23 protein-coding genes, 1 tRNA gene and 1 pseudogene are annotated in these 22,238 nt (G+C 62.2%); 6 read left to right on the forward strand and 19 right to left on the reverse strand.

Going from position 1 to position 22,238, the window contains the following annotated elements; all coding sequences use genetic code 11:
- Positions 1–2: 2 nt before the first annotated feature.
- The 3 genes from coaE to CBP34_RS15900 all read left to right on the forward strand — a co-directional run bounded on the left by coaE (position 3) and on the right by CBP34_RS15900 (position 1,684).
- A complete protein-coding gene (coaE, locus tag CBP34_RS15890; RefSeq protein WP_094098588.1) occupies positions 3–611 on the forward strand; it encodes a dephospho-CoA kinase in 609 nt (202 codons plus the stop codon).
- 85 nt (positions 612–696) lie between these two features.
- On the forward strand, positions 697–1,452 hold the full coding sequence (gene zapD, locus CBP34_RS15895) for a cell division protein ZapD (RefSeq protein WP_094098589.1): 756 nt from the start codon (positions 697–699) through the stop codon (positions 1,450–1,452).
- A 13-nt stretch (positions 1,453–1,465) separates the two neighbouring features.
- Positions 1,466–1,684 (forward strand): DNA gyrase inhibitor YacG, encoded by a 219-nt coding sequence (locus CBP34_RS15900; protein ID WP_094098590.1) that lies wholly within the window; start codon positions 1,466–1,468, stop codon positions 1,682–1,684.
- 78 nt (positions 1,685–1,762) lie between these two features.
- On the opposite strand, the gene CBP34_RS15905 is transcribed toward CBP34_RS15900, so the two are convergent.
- The 4 genes from CBP34_RS15905 to secA all read right to left on the reverse strand — a co-directional run bounded on the left by CBP34_RS15905 (position 1,763) and on the right by secA (position 7,195).
- The gene (locus tag CBP34_RS15905; protein ID WP_236748592.1) at positions 1,763–2,134 is read right to left on the reverse strand and encodes an NUDIX domain-containing protein; all 372 of its coding nucleotides are present in this window, start codon (positions 2,132–2,134) and stop codon (positions 1,763–1,765) included.
- 52 nt (positions 2,135–2,186) lie between these two features.
- Positions 2,187–3,059, reverse strand: coding sequence for an ATP-binding protein (locus CBP34_RS15910; protein ID WP_094098592.1), 873 nt, complete (start codon positions 3,057–3,059; stop codon positions 2,187–2,189).
- A 55-nt stretch (positions 3,060–3,114) separates the two neighbouring features.
- On the reverse strand, positions 3,115–4,344 hold the full coding sequence (argJ, locus tag CBP34_RS15915) for a bifunctional glutamate N-acetyltransferase/amino-acid acetyltransferase ArgJ (RefSeq protein ID WP_094098593.1): 1,230 nt from the start codon (positions 4,342–4,344) through the stop codon (positions 3,115–3,117).
- 97 nt (positions 4,345–4,441) lie between these two features.
- A complete protein-coding gene (secA, locus tag CBP34_RS15920; RefSeq protein WP_094098594.1) occupies positions 4,442–7,195 on the reverse strand; it encodes a preprotein translocase subunit SecA in 2,754 nt (917 codons plus the stop codon).
- A gap of 419 nt (positions 7,196–7,614) precedes the next feature.
- Between secA and CBP34_RS15925 the strand changes: the two genes are divergently transcribed.
- Positions 7,615–7,914 (forward strand): hypothetical protein, encoded by a 300-nt coding sequence (locus tag CBP34_RS15925; RefSeq protein WP_094098595.1) that lies wholly within the window; start codon positions 7,615–7,617, stop codon positions 7,912–7,914.
- Between the two features lie 47 nt (positions 7,915–7,961).
- On the opposite strand, the gene CBP34_RS15930 is transcribed toward CBP34_RS15925, so the two are convergent.
- From CBP34_RS15930 to petA, 6 genes are all read right to left on the reverse strand, one after another.
- Positions 7,962–8,037 (reverse strand) — tRNA-Thr (locus CBP34_RS15930).
- A 52-nt stretch (positions 8,038–8,089) separates the two neighbouring features.
- On the reverse strand, positions 8,090–8,611 hold the full coding sequence (locus tag CBP34_RS15935; protein ID WP_094098596.1) for a ClpXP protease specificity-enhancing factor: 522 nt from the start codon (positions 8,609–8,611) through the stop codon (positions 8,090–8,092).
- 44 nt (positions 8,612–8,655) lie between these two features.
- Entirely contained in the window at positions 8,656–9,267 is a 612-nt protein-coding gene (locus CBP34_RS15940; protein WP_094098597.1) for a glutathione S-transferase N-terminal domain-containing protein, read from the reverse strand.
- 102 nt (positions 9,268–9,369) lie between these two features.
- Complete coding sequence (locus CBP34_RS15945) at positions 9,370–10,131, reverse strand: cytochrome c1 (RefSeq protein WP_094098598.1); 762 nt, start codon at positions 10,129–10,131, stop codon at positions 9,370–9,372.
- Positions 10,132–10,149: 18 nt separating this feature from the next.
- A complete protein-coding gene (locus CBP34_RS15950; RefSeq protein ID WP_094098599.1) occupies positions 10,150–11,565 on the reverse strand; it encodes a cytochrome b in 1,416 nt (471 codons plus the stop codon).
- Positions 11,566–11,576: 11 nt separating this feature from the next.
- On the reverse strand, positions 11,577–12,173 hold the full coding sequence (gene petA, locus CBP34_RS15955; RefSeq protein WP_086928048.1) for a ubiquinol-cytochrome c reductase iron-sulfur subunit: 597 nt from the start codon (positions 12,171–12,173) through the stop codon (positions 11,577–11,579).
- 144 nt (positions 12,174–12,317) lie between these two features.
- Between petA and mscL the strand changes: the two genes are divergently transcribed.
- Entirely contained in the window at positions 12,318–12,746 is a 429-nt protein-coding gene (gene mscL / locus CBP34_RS15960; protein WP_086928049.1) for a large conductance mechanosensitive channel protein MscL, read from the forward strand.
- A 71-nt stretch (positions 12,747–12,817) separates the two neighbouring features.
- Here the strand turns inward: mscL and pdxA are convergent, their stop codons facing one another.
- The 5 genes and pseudogenes from pdxA to CBP34_RS15985 all read right to left on the reverse strand — a co-directional run bounded on the left by pdxA (position 12,818) and on the right by CBP34_RS15985 (position 18,645).
- Positions 12,818–13,846: a 4-hydroxythreonine-4-phosphate dehydrogenase PdxA gene (pdxA, locus tag CBP34_RS15965; RefSeq protein WP_094098600.1), complete on the reverse strand. Its 1,029-nt coding sequence runs from the start codon at positions 13,844–13,846 to the stop codon at positions 12,818–12,820.
- 96 nt (positions 13,847–13,942) lie between these two features.
- Positions 13,943–14,722 (reverse strand): Nif3-like dinuclear metal center hexameric protein, encoded by a 780-nt coding sequence (locus CBP34_RS15970; RefSeq protein WP_094098601.1) that lies wholly within the window; start codon positions 14,720–14,722, stop codon positions 13,943–13,945.
- Positions 14,723–14,845: 123 nt separating this feature from the next.
- A pseudogene (locus tag CBP34_RS15975) lies at positions 14,846–16,837 on the reverse strand (TRAP transporter large permease).
- Entirely contained in the window at positions 16,837–17,454 is a 618-nt protein-coding gene (locus tag CBP34_RS15980) for a TRAP transporter small permease subunit (protein WP_086913268.1), read from the reverse strand. Before CBP34_RS15980 ends, CBP34_RS15975 begins: the two are co-directional and overlap by 1 nt.
- Before the next feature lie 75 nt (positions 17,455–17,529).
- The gene (locus tag CBP34_RS15985) at positions 17,530–18,645 is read right to left on the reverse strand and encodes a TRAP transporter substrate-binding protein (protein WP_094098602.1); all 1,116 of its coding nucleotides are present in this window, start codon (positions 18,643–18,645) and stop codon (positions 17,530–17,532) included.
- A 279-nt stretch (positions 18,646–18,924) separates the two neighbouring features.
- Between CBP34_RS15985 and CBP34_RS15990 the strand changes: the two genes are divergently transcribed.
- A complete protein-coding gene (locus CBP34_RS15990; protein WP_094098603.1) occupies positions 18,925–20,070 on the forward strand; it encodes a S1C family serine protease in 1,146 nt (381 codons plus the stop codon).
- Positions 20,071–20,183: 113 nt separating this feature from the next.
- On the opposite strand, the gene tatC is transcribed toward CBP34_RS15990, so the two are convergent.
- From tatC to CBP34_RS16010, 4 genes are all read right to left on the reverse strand, one after another.
- Positions 20,184–20,981, reverse strand: a complete 798-nt coding sequence (gene tatC, locus CBP34_RS15995; protein ID WP_086913271.1) for a twin-arginine translocase subunit TatC — start codon at positions 20,979–20,981, stop codon at positions 20,184–20,186.
- A 53-nt stretch (positions 20,982–21,034) separates the two neighbouring features.
- Positions 21,035–21,496, reverse strand: a complete 462-nt coding sequence (gene tatB / locus CBP34_RS16000) for a Sec-independent protein translocase protein TatB (RefSeq protein ID WP_086928053.1) — start codon at positions 21,494–21,496, stop codon at positions 21,035–21,037.
- A 20-nt stretch (positions 21,497–21,516) separates the two neighbouring features.
- On the reverse strand, positions 21,517–21,759 hold the full coding sequence (gene tatA, locus CBP34_RS16005) for a Sec-independent protein translocase subunit TatA (protein WP_086913273.1): 243 nt from the start codon (positions 21,757–21,759) through the stop codon (positions 21,517–21,519).
- A gap of 89 nt (positions 21,760–21,848) precedes the next feature.
- Positions 21,849–22,205 (reverse strand): histidine triad nucleotide-binding protein, encoded by a 357-nt coding sequence (locus CBP34_RS16010; protein ID WP_086928055.1) that lies wholly within the window; start codon positions 22,203–22,205, stop codon positions 21,849–21,851.
- Positions 22,206–22,238 lie beyond the last annotated feature (33 nt).

Below are 22,238 nucleotides of genomic sequence, written 5' to 3' on the forward strand. Positions count from 1 at the left end.
TCATGCAACGGCCAATGCATGTGGGCCTGACCGGGGGCATTGGCAGCGGCAAGAGCACGCTGGGGCAGATGCTCCATTCCTGTGGCGCGGCGCTGATTGATGCGGACGCGATTGCCCGCGCAGTCACTGCCGCCGGAGGCGCCGCCATAGCCGACATCCGGGCCGCCTTCGGACCAGACGCCATCGATGCCACGGGCGCCATGGACCGCGTCCGCATGCGCGCCCTGGCCTTTTCTGCCCCCCAGGCACGCGCCCAGCTCGAAGCCATCGTCCATCCTTGGGTCACACGCATGGGCGACCAGCAAGCACAGGATGCAAGGGTCGCAGGGCATCGCGTCATCGTCTTCGATATTCCCTTGCTGGTGGAATCGGGCCGCTGGGTGCGCAAGCTCGATGCGGTGGTGGTGGTGGATTGCAGTACCGAAACACAGATCCACCGCGTCATGGCGCGTAACGGTCTGGAGCGCGCTGCGGTGCAAGCCATCCTGGATACACAGGCATCTCGCCCAGCCCGGCGCGCCGCCGCAGACGCCGTGGTTCTGAACGATGGCATTGCGCTGGATACCCTGCGAAGCCATGCAATCGAGTTGGCGCGCCTGTTCGGGCTATGATGCGACCCAGCTTATTTGTGCCGCCTCTCCATGCCGTGCGCCACCGGCGTCAGAACATCCACTGAGCCCCCAGGAATCCGCCAGCGTGATCCTTTACGAATACCCCTTTAACGAGCGCCTCAGGACCTATCTGCGGCTAGAGCAGTTGTTTCGCCGGCTGGGTGAGCTGATTCCTCGCCAACATCCGCTGGACCACCACTTTGCCCTCGTCACCATCTTTGAGATCATGGACGTGGCGGCGCGTGCCGACCTGAAGTCCGACGTGCTCAAAGACATCGAGAAACACAAGCACCAGCTCGACAGCTACCGGGGCAACCCCTCCATTTCCGAGGCGGCACTCGATGCCGTGGTGGCACAGCTGGACCACTGTTTCACGGCGCTCAACCACCAGACGGGCAAGTCGGGCCATGCCCTCACTGAAAACGACTGGCTGATGAGCATCCGCAGCCGCGTGGGCATCCCCGGCGGCACTTGCGGCTTTGATCTGCCGGCCTATTACGCCTGGCAGCACAAGGACGTGGGGGTGCGCCAGCACGCGCTGGAGCAATGGGCATCCACCCTCGCGCCCCTGGCGGAATCCATTTACGTACTTCTCAAGCTGCTGCGGGACTCGGGCGTGCCACAAAAGGTGGCGGCCGAGCGCGGCCAGTTCCAGCAGAACCTGCCGCAAGGCCGTACCTTCCAGTTGCTGCGCCTGCGCATCGACCCCGCACTGGAGCTGATTCCGGAGATCAGCGGCAACCGCCTGATCGTGTCGGTGCGCCTGATGCGGCAGGAACCCGATGGACGCCTGCAGGCGTCCACCGAGGATGCCGCTTTCGAGCTCACGCTCTGCGCCTGAAGGAGGCCCGCAGATGGCAACCGAAACCCCACCGGGTGGAGTCACCCGCCTTGTCACCTGCCCGCAGTGCGGCGGCGACAGCATCTACGGTCCCCAGAACCGCTATCGTCCCTTTTGCAGCGAGCGCTGCAAGCAGATGGACTTGGGCGCCTGGGCCAGCGAGGATTTTCGCATGCCCGCCGAAGCACCACCGAACGACGCACAGTACGGCGATCCACGCCAACAGCATTGACGGCACTTCGGTTGCAGGCAACCCAAGAATATCAGCCAGATCCGGTGTAAGCGCTTATTGGATAAGCGCTGATAGCTATTAATTCAGTAGCTGTTCAAGGGAAAACTGCTGACCACGTTCCTCGGCCAGCCATTGCAGCACGGGGTAAGCACCGGGTAACACCGGCGCCACGCTCAAAGGCATCTGCTGCCAGGCCATCGTCTGGCCCTCGCGCATCTCGAACGCTCCGGTCCACTCCGAAACTTTGCACCAGTGCAGGCGCACCAGCGCATGGGGATAGTCGTGCTCCGTCACCTTCCAGACGCTGGCGGGCCCGATGGTCACCCCCAGCTCCTCGATCAACTCGCGGCGCAGCGCCTCCTCCACCGTTTCGCCCGCCTCCAGCTTGCCACCCGGAAACTCCCAGTAGCCCGCATAGGGCTTGCCAGGCGGGCGCGTGGACAAGAGCATCGCGCCATCCGCGCGCAGCAAGATGCCCACAGCCACCTCGGTGTGCTTGCGCTCAGCCACTGTGCCGCCCTGCGTAGTCGCGCGCGAACTGGTAGGCCACGCGGCCACTGCGCGAACCGCGCTCCAGCGCCCAGACCAAGGCCTCGGGGCGTGCCGCCGCGATGGCGGATGCCGGCACGCCAAGCGACGACAGCCACTGGGCCACGATGGTCAGGTACTCATCCTGGCTGAAGGGGTAAAAACTGACCCACAAGCCAAAACGCTCCGACAGCGAAATCTTCTCTTCCACGGCCTCGCCGGGATGCACCTCGCCATCATCGGTATGGGTGTAGGTGAGGTTTTCCGCCATGTACTCGGGCAGCAAATGCCGCCGGTTGCTGGTGGCGTAGATCAGCACATTGGGCGTGGCCGCCGCCACCGAGCCATCAAGGATGGACTTGAGCGCCTTGTAGCCCGGCTCGCCGTCTTCAAAACTCAGGTCGTCGCAGAAGACGATGAATTTCTCGGGCCGGGCGGACACCACATCCACGATGTCGGGCAGATCCGTGAGGTCGGCCTTGTCCACTTCGATCAGGCGCAGGCCCTGGGCCGCATGGGCATTCAGGCAGGCCTTGATGAGCGAAGACTTGCCCGTGCCGCGCGCGCCGGTCAGCAGCACGTTGTTGGCGGGCTTGCCCTGCACGAACTGCTGTGTGTTGCGCTCGATCTTTTCTTTTTGCCCGTCGATCTCCTGGAGGTCGGCGAGTTGCATGGCCGCCACATGGCGCACGGGCTCCAGGGTGCCATGCCCACTGCTGCGCTTGCGGTAGCGCCAGGCAATGGCGGCCGACCAGTCGGGCGCGCCCAGGGGCTGCGGCAGCACGGATTCGATGCGCGCAATGAGCTGCTCGGCGCGCTCGATCAGGTGTTCAAATTTTTGGTTCATTTTGGCCTATAGCGCTTCTTCATAAAGCGCCAATAGCTATCAATTAAGGAGCAAATTACGAGCGGTAGTCCGCATTGATGGTGACGTATTCGTGGCTGAAGTCACAGGTCCACACCGTGTCCACGGCGTCACCGCGCCCCAGCAGCACGCGCACGGTGATCTCGCTTTGCTTCATCACGCGCTGACCGTCTTCCTCGCGGTAGGCGGGGTTGCGCCCACCTTTCATGGCCACATGCACGTCGTCGAGGTAGAGGTCGATATCGGTCTGGTCGAGATCGGCAATGCCCGCATAGCCCACCGCCGCCAGGATGCGGCCCAGGTTTGGGTCGCTGGCGTAGAACGCCGTCTTGACCAGCGGCGAGTGGGCAATGGCATAGGCCACCTGGCGGCATTCCTCGCCGGTCTTGCCGCCCTCCACCCGCACGGTGATGAACTTGGTGGCACCTTCGCCATCGCGCACGATGGCCTGGGCCAGCTTTTGCGCCACGCCCAGCATGGCGGCCTTGAGGGCCTGGCCCTCGGCACTGGCCAGCGTTGTGATGGGTGCGTGCGCCGCCTTGTTGGTGGCCACCACCACAAACGAGTCGTTGGTAGAGGTGTCGCCATCGATGGTGACGCGATTGAACGAGCCATCGGCCAGCTCGCGCGCCAGTTGCTGCATCACCGAGGGGTGCACACAGGCATCGGTGGCCATGAAGCCGAGCATGGTGGCCATGTTGGGGCGGATCATGCCCGCGCCCTTGCTGATGCCGGTGATGGACACCGTGGCACCACCGATCGGCACCTGCGCCGAGAAGGCCTTGGGCAGCGTGTCGGTGGTCATGATGCCTTCGGCTGCACGCGCCCAGTGGTCGGGCTGTGCGTCGACAATGGCGGCGGGCAGGCCGGCTTCGATGCGGTCGTGGGGCAACGGCTCCATGATCACGCCGGTGGAGAACGGCAGGATCTGCTCGGGCGCCACGTTGAGCTGGCGCGCCAGCGCAATGCAGGTGGCCCGCGCACGCACCAGGCCATCGGCGCCCGTGCCAGCGTTGGCGTTGCCGGTGTTGATCACCATGGCGCGGATGGACTGGCCGCTGGCGAGATGTTCGCGGCTGATCTGTACTGGCGCAGCACAAAAACGGTTCTGGGTGAAAACACCCGCCACGCTGGCGCCCTCGTCCAGCAGGAACACCGTCAGGTCCTTGCGGTTGGCTTTGCGGACACCGGCTTCGGCAACACCGATACGGACGCCGGCAATCGGGTGCAGATCGGCGGCAACGGGGGCAAGTAGATGGACGGGCATGGGGGTCTTTCTCAAAAAACTGCGGACGATTATCCGGAAAACCGTGGCGCGCAAATGAAGACACGGGCCGCGGCCCGTGTCTTCTGGTTCTGGTCAATCAGGCCAGCTTGCCATGGCACTGCTTATATTTCTTGCCACTACCGCAAGGGCAAGGGTCATTGCGCCCCACGCGGACGCCTTCGGGCAAGGCCTGGCCCAGCGTCTGCGCATCCACCGTGGTCTCCACGTCGCCCGTTTCGGTGGGCGCGGTGTAGGTCACGTTGGCGATGCTTTCGGCACGGCTTTCCATGTCCTGCGCGGCCTGGTCGAGCTGCGCTGGCGACTGCACCTGCACGGTCATGAGAATCTTGGTGACTTCGTTCTTGACCTGGTCGATGAGCTGGCGGAACAGCTCGAACGCTTCGCGCTTGTATTCCTGCTTGGGCTGCTTTTGCGCATAGCCTCGCAGATGGATGCCCTGGCGCAAATAATCCAGCGCGCTCAGGTGGTCGCGCCAGTTGGAATCAAAGCTTTGCAGCAGCACCACGCGCTCAAACTGGGTGAAGTTGTCACGCCCCACCTGCTCGATCTTGGCGTCAAACGCTGCATGGGCAGCCTGCAGCACCTTCTCCAGAATTTCGTCATCGGTGATGCTGTGCGCGCCCTCCACTTCCTGCTGCAGCGCAACCTGAACCTGCCATTCGTCGGCCAGCACCTTTTCGAGGGCGGGCAGATTCCACTGCTCCTCCACCGATTCCGCGGGGACATACGTGCGCACCAGATCGGTGATGCAGTCCTCGCGCATGGCGGCAATCACGTCGGACAGCTCGGCCGCATCCAGAATGTCGTTGCGCTGCTGGTAGATGACCTTGCGCTGGTCGTTGGCCACATCGTCGTATTCCAGCAATTGCTTGCGGATGTCGAAGTTGCGCGCCTCCACCTTGCGCTGGGCCGACTCGATGCTGCGCGTGACGATGCCCGCTTCGATGGCCTCGCCATCGGGCATCTTCAGGCGGTCCATGATGGCCTTGACACGATCACCCGCGAAGATGCGCATCAGCGAATCATCGAGGCTCAGGTAAAAGCGCGATGAACCCGGGTCGCCCTGGCGGCCCGAGCGGCCGCGCAACTGGTTGTCGATGCGGCGCGATTCATGGCGCTCGGTGGCGATGATGCGCAGCCCGCCCAGCTCTTTGACCTTTTCATGGTCGCGCGCCCATTGCGCGCGCACTTCGGCAATGCGGATCTGTTTGGTGGCCTCATCGAGTGACTCGTCCGTCTCCACCGCAGCCACCAGTTTTTCAATGTTGCCGCCCAGCACGATGTCGGTACCCCGGCCGGCCATGTTGGTGGCAATGGTGATCATGCCGGCGCGACCGGCCTGCGCCACGATGTCCGCCTCGCGGGCATGCTGCTTGGCGTTGAGCACTTGGTGCGGCAGGCCTTCTTTGTTCAGCAGCTGGTCGATGATTTCGGAGTTCTCGATCGACGTCGTGCCCACCAGCACGGGCTGGCCGCGCTCATGGCATTCGCGAATGTCCTTGATGGCCGCTTCGTATTTTTCGCGCGTGGTCTTGTAGACGCGGTCGAGCTGGTCCTCGCGCCGGCTAGGACGATTGGGCGGAATCACGGTGGTTTCCAGGCCGTAGATTTCCTGGAACTCATACGCCTCGGTGTCTGCCGTGCCGGTCATGCCGGCCAGCTTGTTGTACAGGCGGAAATAGTTCTGGAACGTGATGGACGCCAGGGTCTGGTTCTCGGCCTGGATGGTCACGCCTTCCTTGGCTTCCACCGCCTGGTGCAGGCCCTCGCTCCAGCGGCGTCCCGACATCAGGCGGCCGGTGAACTCGTCCACGATCACGATTTCGCCGTTTTGCACCACATAGTGCTGGTCGCGGTGGTAGAGGTGATTGGCCCGCAGCGCTGCATACAGGTGGTGCATGAGCGTGATATTGGCCGGGTCGTACACCGACGCGCCTTCCGCAATCAACCCCTGGTTGGCCAGAATTCTTTCTGCCGACTCGTGCCCCTGCTCGGTCAGGAAGACCTGGTGGGTTTTCTCATCGAGTGTGAAATCGCCGGGCTTGGTCACGCCTTCACCCGTGCGCGGGTCGGCCTCGCCCTCCTGGCGCACCAGCAGGGGCACCACCTTGTTCATGGCGATGTACATGGCCGTGTGGTCTTCGGCCTGGCCGCTGATGATGAGTGGCGTGCGCGCCTCGTCAATCAGGATCGAGTCGACTTCGTCAACAATGGCGAAATTGAGGCCATGCTGAACGCGGTCCCCCGCTTCATAGACCATGTTGTCGCGCAGATAGTCGAAACCATATTCGTTGTTGGTGCCGTAGGTGATGTCTGCGGCATAGGCGGCCTGCTTTTCCTCGCGCGGCATGTTGGGCAGGTTGATGCCCACCGTCAGCCCCAGGAAGTTGTACAGGCGCCCCATCCACATGGCATCACGGTTGGCGAGGTAATCGTTCACGGTGACCACGTGCACGCCCTTGCCCGAAAGTGCATTCAGGTAGACGGGCAGGGTTGCTGTCAGGGTCTTGCCCTCGCCGGTGCGCATTTCGGCGATCTTTCCGTGGTGCAATGCCATGCCACCGAGCAGCTGCACGTCAAAATGGCGCATCTTCATGATGCGCTTGGAGCCTTCGCGCACCACGGCAAATGCCTCTGGCAACAGATCGTCAAGCGACTCACCCTTGGCCACACGCTCCTTGAACTCCAGCGTCTTGGCGCGCAGCGCGTCGTCGGTCAGCTTCTCATAGTCGGGTTCCATCGCATTGATGCGTGTAACCGTCTTGCGATATTGCTTGAGGAGCCGGTCATTGCGGCTGCCGAAAAGTTTGGTAAGGAAGTTGGTGGCCATGCGAACAGGACCGCTCTCCATGATCCAAAGACCATGTCAAGCGACCGAAACCCCTAAGATGAATTGATTTCAGGTGGGCCCACCGCCCGTGATTGCAAGCACTGCAACACCAGGCAACAGACTCCGGACCGAGGATTTTACCCGCCTGCTGCCAAGGCCCCGGGCAAACCGGGTGATGGCGCTTGCCGGGATCCAATCACACAGGGCGTGTCAAGGCACTTTGGCTGCAACGGCAAGCTCATGCGGTTTCAGCAACCCCTTGACTCTTTGTCGGGAGCAAGACGGAAAGACCTCGCATGATCCACATATGCGTGGATGTTTCACCTTTCACGGGCCAGTGCACTGAGGGACGGCGCAAACCGGGCGTCCGCGATAATCCCATGCATTGTGACTTCACCACGCCCCGAATCCCAAAAGCCATGAACCGCCGCCACTACGCAATCACCCTGCAGCAAGCCAGCGAGGATTCTCCAACGCTGGCAAAGCTGGCGGCGCTCACGCGGGACTCCAGCGAACGGCTTCAAGCCATTGAATTGCTGATTCCGGCAGCGCTGCGCGCCACGGTGCAAGCTGGCCCTATCGACGGCACGAGCTGGTGTCTGCTGGTCAAGAACAATGCAGCGGCGGCAAAGATACGCCAATTGCTGCCTGCGTTGCAGGCGCATTTGCGAAGCCGGGGGTGGGAGGTGAACTCCATCCGCCTCAAGATCCAGACCTGAACCCACGCCTAAAAACTGGGTAAGTCGCAAGACCGTTGGGGGATAAATGGTGCCGATTGTCGGAATCGAACTGACGACCTACCGCTTACAAGGCGGTTGCTCTACCAACTGAGCTAAATCGGCGAAGACTGCATTTTATCCTGCAAATGCAGCGGATTTTGGAGTGCGTGGCGTGCTATTTGATGCGCTTGAGGGAGGGTCGCGTGCTGCCTGCGGAGGGCGGAGGACGCGGTGCATCGCCACCACCGTCTTCGGTAGATGCTCCTTCATGAGGCACCAGCTGCACCACGCGGTCGTCGGTGGTTGCCGCTGCAGGATCGTCCGTGGACGGTGTCACTGAAGCCAGCCCGCCATCGACCGTGGCAGCATCCATATCCACAGGGGGAGGAAACGCCATACCCTGTCCGTTTTCACGGGCATAGATGGCAATCACCCGGCCCACGGGGACCAGAATCTCGCGCGACTTGCCGCCAAAGCGCGCCTTGAACTCGATGAAATCATTGCCCAGCTGCAAAGAACTGGTGGCGTCGTAGCTGATGTTCAGAACGATTTCACCGTCCTTCACATACTCCCGCGGCACCTGGACGGACCCGTCCACACGCACCGCCACGTAAGGCGTGAACCCGTTGTCGGTGCACCACTCATAGAGGGCCCTGATCAGGTACGGGCGTGTGGAGGTGGAATCCTGGGCATTCATGGTATGGCTACGGTGCGAGGGTCGGTACAGCCGGATGGGCCAGCTTACTTGCGCATTACCTTCTCTGAGGGCGTGAGTGCTTCAATATAGGCCGGACGCGAGAAGATGCGTTCTGCGTATTTGAGCAATGGCGCTGCGTTCTTGCTGAGATCAATGCCGTAGTAATCCAGGCGCCACAGCAGCGGGGCGATGGCCACGTCCAGCATGGAAAAGTTGTCACCCAGGATGTATTTGTTCTTGAGGAACACCGGAGCCAGTTGCGTCAGGCGGTCGCGGATGTGGGCGCGGGCCTTTTCCAGCGCTTTTTCGTTGCCCTTGGTCGCGCGGGACTCCAGGATATTCACGTGCACGAACAGTTCCTTCTCGAAGTTGAGCAGGAACAGCCGCACGCGCGCACGGTCCACCGGGTCGCCGGGCATTAGCTGCGGATGCGGGAAGCGCTCATCAATGTATTCGTTGATGATGTTCGACTCATACAGAATCAGGTCACGCTCTACCAGAATGGGCACCTGCCCATAGGGGTTCATCACACTGATGTCTTCGGGTTTGTTGTACAGGTCCACATCGCGGATTTCAAAGTCCATGCCCTTTTCAAACAGGACAAAGCGGCAGCGGTGGGAGAAGGGACAGGTCGTACCCGAGTAAAGCACCATCATGGTGAAAGGCTCCTAAAAATCAAAAGAGTGGGACGCTAAAAAAGCGCCCACTCTGTAAAGTCCCGCCGCGCCAGGCTGGCGCGCGGTCAGCGGATCAAAGGTTTACTTGACGTCTTTCCAGAAGGCCGCATTGAGCCTCCAGGCAATGACCGTGAAGACACCCAGGAAAATCAGCACCCACACACCCACCCGCACGCGCGTGTTTTGTGCCGGTTCAGCCATCCACTGGAGGTAATTCACAAGGTCGCCAATGGTTTGATCGAACTGCAGGGGCGTCATGGTACCAGGGGCAACTTGCTGCCAGCCCTTGAACACCTGAGTGGTTTGACCGTGGCTTTCATGCGCTTCGAAAATCGGACGGCGATCACCTTGCAGCTCCCACAGCACATGGGGCATGCCAACGTTCTGGAACAACAGGTTGTTCCAGCCCGTGGCCTTGGCTTCGTCGCGGTAGAACGTGCGCAGGAACGTGTACAGGTAGTCCGCACCCGTGCCACCGTGGCCTGCGCGCGAGCGGGCGATCACGGTCAAATCGGGCGGGTTGGCACCGAACCATTCCTTGGCCTGCCTCGGATCAATGGAGGCCTTCATGGTTTCACCCACCTTTTCAGTGGTGAAAAGGAGGTTGTCCTTAATCTGTTGCTCCGTCAGGCCGATATCGCGCAGGCGATTGAAACGCATGAACGCGGCGGAATGGCAGCTCAGGCAGTAGTTCACAAACACCTTGGCGCCGTTTTGCAGCGAGGCCAGGTCGTTGGTCTTGTTGGGGGCCTTGTCCCAGGCAATGGTGTTGGCACCGGCGGCATGCACGGCACCGGCCGCCAGGCCCAGCGCGGCCACCAACGTGAGGATGAGTTTCTTCATTGTTGTTATCTCCAGGGCTCAATGCGCAGTGAAGTTGACACGGTCAGGCACTGGCTTGGTGACGCCCACACGGCTCCACCAGGGCATCAGCAGGAAGAAACCGAAATAGAACAAGGTGCCAACCTGAGAAACGCGCTCACCCACAGGAGACGGCGGCTGCACACCCAGGTAACCCAGAATCAGGAAGTTGATCACGAAGATGCCATACAGGTACTTGTGCCAGCTCGGACGATAGCGGATGGACTTCACCGCACAGTTGTCAAGCCATGGCAGGAAGAACAGGATGATCACGGCACCACCCATCACCACTACACCCCAGAACTTGGCGTCGATCGACAGCATGAGCAAGACCGCCACCGCTGCGGCAATGACAATGCCACCCTTGAGGAAACCTGGCAGACGGGCCTTGACCACGCCGAGAACGGCACCCAGCAGCACGCAGGCAATCAGTGCATACATCATCTCGCTGGTGATGGCACGCAGCATGGAGTAAAACGGCGTGAAATACCAGACCGGGGCGATGTGCAGCGGCGTTACCAGCGGGTCGGCCGGGATGAAGTTGTTGTACTCCAGGAAGTAGCCTCCGAATTCCGGCGCGAAAAACACCACCGCAGTAAACGCCATGAGGAACATGCTCAGCGCAAAGATGTCATGCACCGTGTAGTAAGGGTGGAAAGGTACACCATCGAGCGGCTTGCCATTGGCATCCTTGGGCGCGTTGGGTGCCTTGATTTCCACACCATCGGGGTTGTTGGAACCCACGTCGTGCAAGGCCAGCAAGTGGGCTACCACCAGACCCAGCAGCACCAGCGGCACAGCGATCACGTGGAAGCTGAAGAAGCGGTTCAGCGTGGCGTCGCCCACCACGAAGTCGCCACGAATCAGCAGCGCCAGGTCAGGACCGATGAAAGGAATGGCGGCAAACAGGTTCACGATCACCTGGGCGCCCCAGTAGGACATCTGGCCCCAAGGCAGCAGGTAGCCCATGAAAGCTTCGGCCATGAGCGCCAGGAAAATCGCACAGCCGAAGATCCAGACCAGCTCACGCGGCTTGCGGTAGCTGCCATAAATCAGGCCGCGGAACATGTGCAGGTACACCACAATAAAGAAGGCGGAAGCGCCTGTGGAGTGCATGTAGCGGATCAGCCAACCCCAAGGCACATCACGCATGATGTACTCGACCGACGCGAACGCCAGCGCCGCATCCGGCTTGTAGTGCATCACCAGAAAAATGCCGGTGACGATCTGGATCACCAGCACCACGAGGGCCAGCGAACCAAAAACGTACCAGAAGTTGAAGTTCTTCGGAGCGTAGTACTCCGACATATGCACGCGGTAGGCATCGAACGCCGTGGGGAAACGGTTTTCGAACCAGTTCGTGACCTTGGCACCGGCCGAGGCGTTGGGAGAGATTTCTTTGAATTCGTGGGCCATGTAGTGCTCCTTCAGGCCTTCTTGTCTTCGCCGATGATCAGACGTGTATCGGAGAGATACATGTGCGGAGGCACCTCGAGGTTGTCGGGCGCTGGCTTGTTCTTGAAGACCCGTCCGGCCACATCAAACGTGGAACCATGGCAGGCACATAGGAAGCCACCATGCCAGTCATCCGGCAACGACGGCTGAGGACCGGTCTGGAACCTGTCCCCGGGAGAGCAACCCAGGTGGGTGCAGATGCCGACGCCGACAAACACTTCGGGCTTGATCGAGCGGTGCTGGTTCTTGGCGTACTCAGGAATGGGGTAAGCCTTGCGATCCGATTTGGGATCGGCCACCTGGGGCTCGGTCTGCGCCAGGGATTCGAGCTGCTCGGGCGTGCGCTTGAGAATCCACACAGGCTTGCCGCGCCACTCCACAGTGATTTTTTCCCCGGGCTTGAGCGCAGAGATATCCACCTCGACGGCTGCGCCTGCAGCCTTGGCTCGCTCGGAGGGCTGGAAAGAACTCACGAAAGGTACGGCAGCTGCCACGCCGCCCACCGCACCAGCGCAGGCCGACGTGATGATCCACGTCCGCTTGCTGGAGTCGATTGGAGTGTCACTCATGGGGATCCTCGATGAACATCGCTAGATTGGGGTCAACTGCGAATTGTAGCGGAGTGAAAATGGGTAATTCAATGTACAGGCCCGCCTTGACAGCTCTGCGAACTCGGCAATACTTGCGCATCCGCAACTAATCGAGAAATACCCATGACCATGATGCAAGAGTTCCGCGAGTTCGCGATCAAGGGCAACGTGATTGACCTGGCCGTCGGCGTGATCATCGGCGGCGCTTTCGGCAAGATTGTCGACTCGGTGGTTTCCGACCTGATCTTGCCCGTGGTGGGTCTGGTGTTCGGCAAGCTCGATTTTTCCAACATGTTTGTCGCCCTGGGCGAGGTGCCGGCGGGCACGGCGCAGACGCTGGATGCGATCAAAAAGGCCGGTGTGCCGGTGTTTGCCTATGGCAACTTCATCACCGTGGCGGTGAACTTCCTGATCCTTGCGTTCATCATCTTCATGATGGTCAAGCAGATCAATCGCCTCAAGCGCGAAGCCCCCGCGGCGCCCGAAGCGCCGGCCGCACCCGCCGAGGACATCGTGCTGCTGCGCGAGATCCGCGACAGCCTCAAGCGCTGAGCGCTTTTGGTGTGTGGCGCCACTGCCGCTTCACCACTTCCTGCGCCCTCTGCATTTGCAGAGGGCGTTTTTTATTGGGCCATCTGGCGCGCAACGCGCACCGCCTCCACCAGGCTTGCCGCGTCGGCAATTCCCTGGCCGGCAATGTCAAAAGCGGTGCCGTGGTCGGGGCTGGTGCGCACCAGCGGCAGGCCCAGTGTCACGTTCACGCCTTTGTCTACCCCCAGGTATTTCACGGGGATCAATCCCTGGTCGTGGTACATGGCCAGCACCACGTCGAACTCCCCGGCACGCTGCGATGTGTGGCGCGCGCGCATGAACACCGTGTCGGGCGCCAACGGACCGTGCACATCCATGCCCAGCGCGCGCGCATCGGCAATGGCGGGTGCGATGCTGTCGATTTCCTCACGGCCAAACAAGCCCCCTTCGCCGGCGTGCGGATTGAGGCCTGCCACGGCCATGCAGGGCACGCGCCCCAGGCTTCGCAGCAGCGCGGCATGGGTGATCTGCAGCGTCTGCAAGACGTTGTCCCGCGTCACAGCGGCAATGGCGTCGCGCAGCGAAAGATGAATGCTGACCAGCACCGTGCGCAATTCGTCGCTGGCCAGCATCATGCGCACGGGCATGGCAACCAGCGGCACGCCCCGGTGGGCCGCCGCCTCGGCCTGCAGCAGTTCGGTGTGACCCGGAAAAGTTACCCCGGCGGCTGACAGCGCCTCCTTGTGCAGCGGTGCCGTGACCAGGGCGGCAATGCGGCCCTGCAGGGCGGCGCGCGCTGCCCACACCACGCAGTCGGCTGCTGCACGGCCGGCCGCGGCACTCACCTGCCCCCACGGCACGGGCGCAGGCAAACCCGGCAGTGACAGCACCGGCATGCAGCGCGGCGGCACCTGCCACGCGTCATCGGGCGATGCGATCAGCGCCACCGGCAGCTCCGGCACGCCGGGGCGCACGATGCACTGCGCGGCACGGCGCAGGGTTGCCAGCTCGCCCACGGCAAAGCAGCCGCGCAGCACCTCGGGTGCGTCACGAAAGGCCTTGGCCACAATCTCGGGGCCGATACCGGCGGGGTCACCTTGGGTGATGGCGATGGCTTGCATGGTGGATTTTTAGTCAAATCAGCCGGCAGCGCTTATATATAAAGCGCAATCAGCTATTAAATAAATAGCAAAAATGAGCAACGCAAACTGCACCACTCACGCTGGATTGTCAATCTCGATGAAATGGTGCTCCACACCCAGTTGCTGCGCAACCAGCGCGGCAGCGGCGGGGGCGCCATAGCGCTCGGTGGCATGGTGCCCGGCAGCGATGAAGGCCACGCCCATTTCCCTGGCCAGGTGGACCTGGGGCTCGGAAATTTCGCCGGTGATGAACGCATCGGCCCCGGCTGCAATGGCCGATTCGAAGTAGCCCTGCGCCCCGCCCGTGCACCAGGCCACGCGCCCGATGCGCCGTTGCGCCGCCGGCTGCACCAGCGTCACGCGGCGGCCCAGGCGCTGGGCCACATGGTCGGCCAGTGCCTGCGCATCATCGAACATGGCCGGCCCGGCAAAGCCCAGGTCCTGCTCGCCAAAGCGCTGGTCGGCCGTCCAGCCCAGCACCCGCCCCAGCTGCGCGTTGTTGCCCACGTCGGGGTGCGCATCGAGCGGCAAGTGATATGCAAACAGGTTGATGTCATGCGCCAGCAGCAGGCGCAGGCGCTCGCGCATCCAGCCGGTAATGCGGCCATCCTGGCCGCGCCAGAACAGGCCGTGGTGCACAAAAATGGCGTCGGCCCGGCGGGCAATGGCGGCTTCGATCAGCGCCCGGCTGGCCGTCACGCCGCTCACGATGCAGGCGATGTCGGTCTTGCCTTCGACCTGCAGGCCATTGGGGCCGTAGTCCTTGAAACGTTCGGGATGCAGCAGTGCATCGAATGTTTGCGCAAGGACCTGGCGGGTGGTGGTCGTGGTGTGGTTGCTGTCGGCGGTGCTCATGCCGCTATTGTGAACAAGCGCGGGAGCAATCCCGTACCCAAAAGCCCAAGGCGCCGCAGGGGCGCCTTGGGCCATGGGTGCGCGGCTTTCAGGTTGACGTGCCGCGCAGCATCAACCGCAGGCTTACTTGTACAGCACCTGGGGCAGCCACAGGCCGATGCCGGGGAACATGTACAGCAGCACGATGGCCAGCACCTGGATGCCCATGAACGGCAACATGCCCGCAAAGATCTGGTTGAGCGTGACATGCTTGGGTGCCACGCCCTTCAGATAGAACGCGCTCATGGCCACGGGGGGGCTCAAGAACGCGGTTTGCAGGTTCAGCGCCACCAGCAAGCCAAAGAACAGCGGGTCCACGCCGAAGTTGTCGAGCAGCGGGATGAAGATGGGCATGAAGATGACGATGATTTCGGTCCACTCCAGGGGCCAGCCCAGGATGAAGATGATGACCTGCGACAGCACCAGGAACTGGGTCTTGGTGAGGTTCATGCCCAGCACCCACTGCTCGACCAGCTCTTGCCCGCCCAGCAGCGCAAAGGCCGCCGAAAAGATGGCCGAGCCGACGAACAGCCAGCACACCATGGCGCTGGTCTTGGCGGTGAGGAACACCGACTCCTTGACCACACCGAAGGTGAGCTGCCGGTACGCGGCCGCCAGCACAAAGCCGCCAAACGCGCCCACGGCGGCGGCCTCGGTCGGCGTGGCCAGGCCAAACACGATAGAGCCGAGCACCGCCAGGATCAGCACCAGCAGCGGGAAGAAACTCGACAGCAGCATCTTGAAGACTTCCAGTCGTGCGTAGCTCAGGATGGCGTAGAACGCCGCCAGCGCCAGCGCACCGACCCCCAGACCGATCCAGAAACCAGTGGACGCGGGCTTGGTGGTGGCAGCGGGCGCATCCGTGCCACCACCAGCGGCTGCGGCCACGGCGGCGGGGGCTCGGCCACGGCACCTGCAGCGCGCTCCTGGCCGGCGGGCTCCGCCCCGGCGGCTCCTCCACCGCACCCGCACCCGGCGGCTCGGCCGCCGCGTCGGCACTGGGTGGTGCGGCCAGGCCCGAGCCCTCGGGTTCAGCCAGGCCTCCACCCGAGGAGGTGTCTTGATTCGAGCCCGCTCCCATGGCCTGCAACTCGGTGTAAGACTCTTCCACCACCACGCGCGTAGCGCTCTGGTAGCTGGCCACGGCAACCAACGCGAACAGGATGGCCGGCAGCAGCGCAATGCCGAGCTGGCCGAGCAGATAGCCGCTGGAAACACTCTGGTTGCGCCGGCCCTTCAAGGCGCTGATCAGGCTGCCCGGGGCCCAGCCATCCGATGTGGCGCCGATGGCCATCAGGCCCGCGGGCAAAGGTACGGCGCGCTGCGCGGCCGTGAGCGGCGGCGCCCAGTCGGGCTTGAGCTTGGCCATCACGATCACGTACACGATGTACAGGCCTGCCAGCATGATGCCGGGGAAGAAGGCCCCGCATACAGCTGCACCACCGACACACCGGCGGTGGCGCCGTACACGATAAGCAGCACCGAGGGCGGAATCAGGATGCCCAGGCAACCGCCTGCCGTGATGACGCCTGCTGACAGCCGCACGTCATAGCCCGCCCGCAGCATCTGCGGCAGCGCGAGCAGGCCCATCAGCGTGACCACGGCGCCCACGATACCGGTGGCGGTGGCAAACACCGCGCAGGTCACCAGCGTGGCCACACCCAGCGATCCCGGCACCCGGGCCAGCGCCAGGTGCAGGCTGCGAAACAGCTTGTCGATCAGGTTGGCGCGCTCGACGAGGTAACCCATGAAAACGAACAGTGGAATCGAGATCAGCACATCGTTGCCCATGACCGAGAACGCGCGCTGCACCATCAGGTCCAGCGTCTGCTTGAGCGCCCCGGCCGCCGTCTGCCCCCCCGAGTGGTAGGCAAAGAAGGCGAACAGCATGCCCATCCCCATGAGGGTGAAGGCCGTCGGAAAGCCCAGCATGATGGCCACGACCACCAGCGACAGCATGAGCAGGCCATAGTGGCCATTGGTCATCTTGTCCACGCTGAACACCATCGCGAGGGCCGCGACGATGATCAGCGCCATCAGCGTGAAGCCGAAATAAAGTTCCTTGCGGATTTTCATCAGTGGCCGCCTTTCTGCACGACAAGGCGGTCCAGCGCTTCGATGTCGGCGTCTTTCACATTCACCATTTGCTTGAGCTTGTCCACGTCCACTTCCTCGACGTCGTCCTCACGCCTGGGCCACGCCCCGGTCTGGATGCAGATCACGCAACGGATGATTTCCACGATGCCCTGCAGCAGCAGGAAGGCGCCGGCCAGGGGCACCACAAACTTGAAGGGGTACACCGGCAGCGGGTCGGCATTGAAGGTCTGCTCGCGCATGGCCAGCGAGTCCTGGAAGAAAAACCACCCCGCATAGGTCAGCGCGATGATGCCGGGCAGGAAAAACACGATATACAGGATCAGATCAATCCAGGCCTGCGTACGTGGCGCAAAGAAGCCATAAAGCACGTCGCCGCGCACATGGCCGCTCTTGGCCAGCGTGTAGGCGCCTGCGGTCATGAACAACAGGCCGTACAGCATGATCTGGGCATCGAGCACCCAGGCATGCGGCTTGTTGAGAACATAGCGGGAGAAGACCTCCCAGGTGATCAGCAGCGTGAGGCCGACCACACTCCAGGCACAGGCCTTGCCGAACCAGGTCGAAAGCCGGTCAACGGTGAGTAATAGTTTTTGCATGGCTTACCTATCTCGGACAGAAAAAGGGCGCCTGTAGGCCACCGCCTGTAGGCGCCCCTGGTTCACTGGCGTGAATCAAGCTTTCTTGGCCCCTTTGCCGAAGTAATGGTTGTAGGCCATCTTGAAATCGACCATGTAGTCGCCCTGCCACTGGCCGGCGCGCTGAGCAAAGGCCTTTTGCGACTCCAGGATCTTCTTGAACAACGGGTTCTCATCGCCCTTCTTGGTGATGATCTTGTCCCACGCTGCGAGCTGCGCACGCAGGATGGCATCGGGGGTCTTGTAGAACTTGACGCCCTGCTTCTTGAGCTCTTCGTAGTCCCTGGAATTGCGCTCGATGGCCTTCCAGCTCATGTCGGCACTGGCGGCCTGCACGGCGTAATCGACGATGGCCTTGAGCTCTGCAGGCAGCGCGTTGAGCTTGCCCTTGTTGAACAGGATTTCAAACTGCTCGCCGCTTTGGTGGAAGCTTTGCAACATGCAGTTCTTGACCACATCGGGGAAGCCCAGGACGCGATCAGACGACGCGTTGTTGAACTCGGCACCGTCGATCAGCCCACGGTCGAGTGCAGGCACGATTTCGCCGCCGGGCAGAGGGTTCACGGCGGCGCCCATTTCGGTGTACATGTCCACTGCCAGGCCCACGGTGCGGAACTTCACGCCCTTCATGTCCTCGACCTTGGCGATGGGCTTCTTGAACCAGCCGAGCGGCTGAGAGGGCATGGGGCCATACAGATAGGACACCACATCCAGGTTCAGGCTCTTGTAGATCTCTTCGAGCAGCGCCTTGCCGCCGCCGTAGTTGTGCCAGGCCAGCACCATGTTGGGGTCCATGCCAAACGCCGGGCCCGAGCCCCACAACGCCAGGGCAGAGTTCTTGCCGTAGTGGTACGCCACCACGCCATGGCCACCATCGAGCGTGCCCTTGCCAACGGCTTCAAGCAACTGAAACGCAGGCACCACCGCACCGGCAGGCAGCACCTCGATCTTGAGGCGGCCGCCGGCCATGTCGTTGACCTTCTTGGCGAAATCCTGTGCGTATTCGTGAAAGATGTCCTTGGCAGGCCAGGTGCTCTGAAAGCGCAGGCTGGTTGTCTGCGCCGTGGCGACCATGGGGGCGCTCAGGGCGCCCGCTGCGACGGCTGCGCCCTTGAGCAGGCTGCGACGGCGCGGTGTGTTGCTTTGCGTCATGAATGTCTCCGTAATGTTGATGCAATCTACTGTTGCAATTTCATTGTCGGCATCGATTGCGCTCGCCCTACAGGGTTTACACCATGCGCGAAATGAGGAAACCGGTCGCACGGGTGAAAAAAATTTCACAGCTACCGCTCTGGCAAAACGGGCGACCGTCCACATAACTTGAAGCACCTGCTCATGGAGGGGGACTGGCCGTTCAGCGACAATCATTGCCAGCCCGCCCCACGGCGGATTTGCCTTTTCGAGCCCCCTCCCTGAGTCCCTCCAAACACCATGAAGCGCATTTGGCTCCTCTTCTCCCAGTCCGTCACCGTGTTGGTTGCGGCCTATTTCGTTGTCGCCACGCTGCAGCCCGACTGGATCCGGCACGGCGCCATGCGTTCAGGCGCGGGCATTGCCCTGATCGAAGCGCCCGCCACGGCCTCGGCGCAACCGGAACCGGGAAGCCTGAGCAGCGCGGCCCGCAAGGCCGCCCCCGCCGTGGTCAGCATCAACACCAGCAAGGAAGTGCGGCATCCGCGCAGCAACGATCCCTGGTTCCAGTTTTTCTTTGGCGACCAGGGCAGCCAGTCCCAGGCCGGGCTGGGCAGCGGGGTGATCATCAGCCCCGACGGCTACATCCTGACCAATAACCATGTGGTGGAAGGCGCCGACGAGATCGAGGTCACGCTGACCGACAGCCGCCGTGCCCGCGCCACGGTGATCGGCACCGACCCCGACACCGATCTGGCCATCCTCAAGGTCGAACTCGACAAGTTGCCCGTGATCGTGCTGGGTAACTCCGACCAGGCCGCCGTGGGCGACCGGGTGCTGGCCATCGGCAACCCTTTTGGCGTGGGCCAGACCGTGACCAGCGGCATCATCAGCGCGCTGGGCCGCAGCCAGCTCGGTATCAACACCTTCGAGAATTTCATCCAGACCGACGCAGCCATCAACCCCGGCAACTCGGGGGGCGCATTGGTGGACGTGAACGGCAACCTGCTGGGCATCAACACGGCGATCTATTCGCGCTCTGGCGGCAGCATGGGCATCGGCTTTGCCATTCCGGTGTCCACCGCCCGGCTGGTGCTCGACGGCATCGTCAAGGACGGCCAGGTCACCCGCGGCTGGATTGGTGTGGAGCCCAACGAGCTCTCGCCCGAGCTGGCCGAAACCTTTGGCGTGAAAGCCACAGAGGGCGTGATCATCACCGGCGTGCTGCAAGATGGCCCGGCCGCCCAGGCCGGCATGCGCCCCGGCGACGTGATCCTGCGGGTTGACGGCAAGGCCGTGGGCAACGTCTCGCAATTGCTCACGGCCGTTGCAGCGCTCAAGCCCGGCACCGCCACGCCCTTTGCCGTGCAGCGCGGCGACACCATGGTGGACCTGAAGGTCACCCCTGGCATGCGCCCCAAGCCGCAGCGTAGCGTGAAGCGCTAACAAGAAAAAAGAGAGCGGTCTGGCGCTCCTGAAAAAATAGCTTCCAGCGCTTGATAGGTAAGCGCTGGAAGCTATTTTTATTTCAGCCTCAGCCTGTGTGGCTCGTCGGGCGATCAGGAGGATGAGGAAGCCGCTTCTTCGGTGTCCTCGGGCGCCTTGGTGTGCTTGATAAAGATCTGTGCCGCCCAAATACCCACTTCGTACAGCAGGCACATCGGAATGGCCAGTGCCAGCTGGGACACCACATCCGGGGGCGTGACCACGGCCGCAATGATGAATGCGATCACGATGAAATAACCCCGAAAGCTCTTGAGTTTTTCCACGCTCACGATGTTCATGCGGGCCAGCACGACCACCGCGATCGGCACCTCAAATGCCAGGCCAAACGCCAGGAACATGGTCAGCACGAAGCTGAGGTAGGCCTCGATGTCTGGCGCCGCCGTGATGCTCTTGGGCGCAAAGCCCTGAATGAAGCTGAACACCTGCCCAAACACAAAAAAGTAGCAAAAAGCCACCCCGATGAAGAACAGCACCGTGCTCGAAACCACCAAAGGCAGCACCAGCTTTTTCTCGTGCGAATAGAGCCCCGGCGCCACAAAGGCCCAGACCTGCCACAGCACCAGTGGCAGCGCCAGCAAGAAGGCCGACATCAGCAAAATCTTGAGCGGCACCATAAACGGCGAGATGACCGATGTCGCGATCAGCGTGGCACCCTTGGGCAGATGCGCCACCAGCGGCGCTGCCAGAAAGTCGTAGAGCGCGCCAGGGCCGGGAAAGAAAAACAGCAGCGCAGCCGCCACACCGATGGCGATCATGGCCTTGACCAGACGGTCGCGCAGCTCCATGAGGTGCTGCACAAACGGCTGCTCGGTGCCGGCCAGTTCGTCGTCTTTGGAGGGGGTTTCGGACATGTTGGAGTTTCGCGGGCGTCAGCAACGCCCCCGCTGCGCGGCAGGGCGCAGCATCAATGGAATTTCTGTGGCCGGTAGCGCGCAACGCGCGCCGCGCCCGACAGGGCCTTGGTACGCACGCCGCTACGCGCCTTGTACCACTGGGGCATGGCGCCCTTTTTCAGGCGCCAGTTCTTGCCCGGATGCCTGTAGGCGGGCACCACGGTGAACGGCTCTTGCAATTCGGCACTGGCCATGCCGCTGGCCTGGGCCAGGTCCTTTTCGAACTCGCTGGCGCTGGTCTGGATGGATTGCTCCACATCCCGCGCCGCGTTTTCGACCGTGTCCTTCATCTTTTTGAGCTCGTCGAGCTCCATGGAACGGTTCACCTCGGACTTCACGTCGGCCACGTAGCGCTGCGCCTTGCCCAGCAAGGCGCCCACCGTGCGAGCAACGCGGGGCAGCTTCTCGGGCCCGATGACAATGAGTGCCACCACGCCGATCAGCGCCATCTTGGACAGGCCAATATCAATCATGGAAGCGCCAGCACCCGGGCTCAGCTCTTTTGCTTGGCTTCAACATCGATGGTGGTCTTGTCGGCGGCGGCCTGGTTGGCCACCTGACCGGCAGGAGGCGTCGCGGCGTTGGTGTCGGGCGAGGAGCCGTCCTTCATGCCGTCCTTGAAGCCCTTCACGGCGCCCCCCAGGTCGGAACCCATGTTCTTGAGTTTCTTGGTGCCGAACACCATCACGACGATCAGCAGCACGATCAGCCAGTGCCAGATGGAAAAAGAGCCCATGGAATATCTCCTAACGAATTGGAATCATTTTAGACGGGGGCCGTGACAGGAGTTCAAAGTCCCTTCACAGCCACCAGCGACCAGCGCGTTCAGCCCTTGAGCCAGGGACGGGGACCGCCGATCACATGCATATGCAGATGGTGGATTTCCTGCCCGCCTTCAAGCCCCGTGTTCACCACTATGCGATAGCCGCCCTCCGGATAGGGGTTGCAGCCCTGCTCCAGCGCCAGGCGCGGTGCCAGAGCCAGCATACGGCCCAGCAGGCCTGCGTGCTCGGGCGCCACCTGGGCCATCGAGGGAATATGCAGCTTGGGCACCATCAGAAAGTGCACGGGCGCCCACGGGTGGATGTCATGGAAGGCGAAGATTTCCTCGTCTTCATAGACCTTCCTCGAAGGAATCTGGCCTGCGATGATTTTGCAGAAAAGGCAGTTCGGATCGTGCATGGTGAAAAAAGAAGGCTGGCTCAGTGCCCAAGG

The sequence above is a fragment of the Acidovorax carolinensis genome (assembly GCF_002157145.1).
Taxonomy (GTDB): Bacteria; Pseudomonadota; Gammaproteobacteria; order Burkholderiales; family Burkholderiaceae_C; genus Acidovorax; species Acidovorax carolinensis.